The sequence below is a fragment of the Burkholderia dolosa genome (assembly GCF_902499135.1).
GTDB lineage: Bacteria > Pseudomonadota > Gammaproteobacteria > Burkholderiales > Burkholderiaceae > Burkholderia > Burkholderia dolosa.
This window is the reverse complement of the sequence record NZ_CABVPR010000127.1, coordinates 1-3,655: the sequence shown is the minus strand read 5'-3', so window position 1 is coordinate 3,655 and position 3,655 is coordinate 1. Positions and strand designations below refer to the sequence as shown.

General features: G+C 69.4%; 3 protein-coding genes. All 3 read left to right on the top strand.

Features of this window, described 5'->3' with window-relative positions:
- Positions 1-1,284 (top strand): oligosaccharide repeat unit polymerase (locus BUB20358_RS27680; RefSeq protein ID WP_174905171.1); only part of this gene is annotated, 1,284 nt, incomplete at its 5' end.
- A gap of 106 nt (positions 1,285-1,390) precedes the next feature.
- Positions 1,391-2,440, top strand: a complete 1,050-nt coding sequence (locus tag BUB20358_RS27675; RefSeq protein ID WP_035974004.1) for an acyltransferase family protein — start codon at positions 1,391-1,393, stop codon at positions 2,438-2,440.
- A gap of 21 nt (positions 2,441-2,461) precedes the next feature.
- Positions 2,462-3,655: right-handed parallel beta-helix repeat-containing protein (locus BUB20358_RS27670; protein ID WP_174905170.1), on the top strand; the 1,194-nt coding region annotated here is incomplete at its 3' end.

Genomic DNA, 3,655 nt, shown 5'->3' with positions numbered 1-3,655 from the left:
GATTACGCAGGCTACTGGTGGGAGGATCCGGCGCGGCTCGTGCTGATCTTCATCCTGCCGCTGTACGCGATGCTGTCGATCGGGCTGCTCGGCAACCAGAAGTCGATCGCGCGGATCTACTTCGACGGCTACTACGCATTCGTCGGCGCGACGTTCCTGCTGGTGCTCGCGGCGGCCGCGTGGGCCGCGACCGCCGATGCCCGCGTGCGGCATGCGCCGGACCGCGGGCCGGCCGAGCTGTCGCCGCGCGTGCTCGACTTCGTGTTCGCGCTCGCGCTGTTCGGCTATCTGGTGATGATGAGCGGCCTGCTCACGCATCCGGCCGTGCTGCTGTCGTTCCTGAACGGGACCGCGAACACGTTCGAGCTGATCGAGCTGAAAGGGCGCGTGACCGGCCTCAGCACGTTTACGCAGGCGACCGCGCCGTTCGTCGCGCTGTATTTCTACGTGTTCCGCACGCCGGTCAGCGGGTTGAACCGCTACAAGGTCTATCTGGTCGTGCTGACGGTGCTCACGCTCGTGCGCAGCTTCGTGTTCGCGGAGCGCCTCGCGATCATCGAAGTGGTGTTGCCGTTCGCGCTGATGGTCGTCCGGTTCCGGTTCCCGGGCCGGCGCTGGAAGGCGCTCGCGCTCGGGCCGTACGCGGCGATTCCGCTGCTGCTCGCGCTGTTCATCGTGAACGAATACAACCGGTCGTGGGAAACGTACTACGTGAACCTCTACGACAACATCTTCGACTTCGCGATCGAACGCCTCGGCCTGTACTACTCGACGTCGCTGAACAACGGCGCCGGGATTCTCGACGTGCTCGGCTGGTACGGCGGCCGTCCGATGTTCACGTTCGACTGGCTGCTGCATTTTCCGGTGATCGGCGCGCTGTTCCAGCCGTGGCTCGACTCGGGCAGCAGCCTCGACCTGTTCCTGAACGGCTACGCGGACCCGGAATTCAACAATCCGTCCGGCATCTTCGTGCACTTCTACGAATGGGGCTGGTTCGGCTTGCTGAACGCGGCGTTCGCCGGCTGGGTGTTCGGCCGCAGTTACGCGGGCTGGCGCAGCGGCAGCGGCTTCTGGTGCTGCGCGCACGCGGTGCTGTACGTGTCGCTGATGGAGATCCTGCGGATCCCGAACCTGTTCAGCGGGCGCAACTTCGTGCCGGTCGTGCTGCTGATCGTCGTGTTCCGGTGGTTCGACCAGCGGCCGGCACGCGCGTCGGCGGCCGCCGCGCGCGTTGCGCGGCTCGGGCGGATCGGACGGGTCGCGCGTGCGCGCGAGATCGGCTAACTGTCGTCCAGAGCACAGTTCCGCGCGGCCGGCTTGCATACAGTGAAGCGGTTCGCCACGACCCGGAACGCGCGCGGGCCCTGAAGCCCGCCGCGTCGAATCTCTCATGACTGCACGCGAAACCAGCCTCGACGTCGCCCGCGGCGCCGGCATCATCCTCGTCGTCTACGGACACGTGCTGCGCGGCGTCGTCTCGTCCGGCCTCGTGCCGGCGGGCCTGCCCGATGCGCTGTTCGCATGGAACGACTACGCGATCTACACGTTCCACATGCCGCTGTTCTTCTTCCTGTCCGGGCTGCACGTGTGCAGTTCGCTGCGCCGCGCGCCGCACGGCTTCCTGTGGTCGAAGGTCCGCACGATCGCGTATCCGTACCTGCTGTGGTCGCTGCTGCAGGGCGGCGCGCAGATCGCGATGGCGTCGCACGGCACCAATCATCCGTTTACGGCGGCCGATCTGGTCGCGATCGGCTGGCGGCCGTTTGCGCAGTTCTGGTTCCTGTATGCACTGATGCTGTGCATGCTCGCGGTATGGCTGCTCGCGCAGCGCGTGCCTGCGCTCGCGCGCACGCCGATGTCGCCGCCCGTACGCGGCTGGCTCGCCGGCGGTGCGGCGCTCGGCCTTGCGCTCGGCGCGACGACGCAGTGGGGGATTCTGTCGACCGCGCTGATGAACTGGCCGTTCTTCGTGGCCGGCATCGTCGCGTCGGACGCGCTGCCGCGCTGGCTCGAACGCAACAGCGGTTCGCGCGCCTGTGCGGTGACGGCTGCGCTGTTCGTCGCGGCGGTCGCGCTCGCGCACGCGTTCGGCGGCGCGACGAGCGTGTGGGCCGTGCCCGCCGCGTTCGCCGGCATCGCGCTGACGCTGCAGCTTGCGCACCGCCATGCGTCGTCGGCGCGTGCGGGCTGGCTCGCCGCGCTCGGGTGTGCGTCGATGCCGATCTATCTGATGCATATCCTCGTGATGGCCGGCGTGCGCATCGTGCTGATGCGTGCGGGCATCACGAACCTCGCCGTGCACCTCGCGCTCGGCACGCTCGCCGGCGTGGCGATTCCGATGGCCGTCTATCTGGCCGCGCTGCGCGTCGGCGTCGCGCAGGCGGCCGGTTTTCCGCCGTGGCCCGGCCGCCGCGCGATCGCGCACGCGCAGGCGGCGTAAGTGTCGGCGAAGCGATCCGCCATGCGCAAATTCCGCAACCTGCCCGGCCTCTCCGGCCTGTGTGCCGCGCTGCTGGCCCCGCTGTTCGGCCTTTACGCGCTCGGCAGCCCGTCGTTGCCGGCGGCGGCGGAAGCGGCGTCCGCTGCCGCCGGCGATGCGCCGGCCGCCGCACGCGCAAGCGTGCCGGACGCGCACGTGCGCCCGGCGCCCGACGGCGCCGATCAGACCGACATGCTGCAACGCGCGCTCGACGCGCTGCAGCCCGGCCAGCGGCTCGTATTCGCGCCGGGACGCTACGTCGTCGGCCGCTCGCTGGTCGTGCGGCAGCAGAACGTCGTGCTGTCCGGCTACGGCGCGACGCTGATCGCGACCGTGCCGGACGACCAGACGATCGAGATGCAGGGCGACGGCACGGCGATCGTCGGCTTCAGGCTGAACGGAACCGGCTCGATCCGGATGGAGACGCCGAAGTCGACGAAGATCGAAGTGACCGGCCGCGACGTGCAGGTGCTCGACAACGTGATCGACGGCGGCGGCGGCGGCATTTTCGTGTTCGGCGGAACGGACGTCGCGATCGTCGGCAACGAGGTGCTGTCGACGCTCGCCGACGGCATCCATCTGACGCACGGCGCGCGCAACGTGCTGGTGCAGGGCAACGTCGTGCGCGGCACGGGCGACGACATGATCGCCGTCGTCAGCTACCAGGGCGACGGCGTGCTGAGCCGCAACGTGCTGATCACCGGCAACTCGCTCGAAGGCAATGCGTGGGGGCGCGGCATCACGGTGGTCGGCGGCGCGGACGTGACGATCGCGAACAACATCGTGCGCAACGTGCAGGTGAGCGCCGGCATTCTCGTCGCGCAGGAGGACAGCTACCGGACCTACGGCGCATCGGACGTGCTCGTCGAGAACAACGTGATCTCCGATATCCAGACCGCCGCGAACCGGACCGATCCGCGTCCGCTCACGCAGCAGGCCGCGATCGACGTCAGCACGTGGTCGGGAGCCGTGACGCGCGTCGCCGTGGTCGGCAACCGCGTGTCGCATGCGCGCTTCGGCGGCATTCGCGTGTGGGGGAACGTGTCGCAGTACCGGGTCGCCGGCAACCAGCTGTCGGCGATCGGCGGGCTGCCGTTTCAGGCCGGCGGCGCCGCGCAATGCGCGGCGGGCGCCGCACCGGCCGACGCGGCGAAAGGCGCGCCGTGCGCGGCGGCC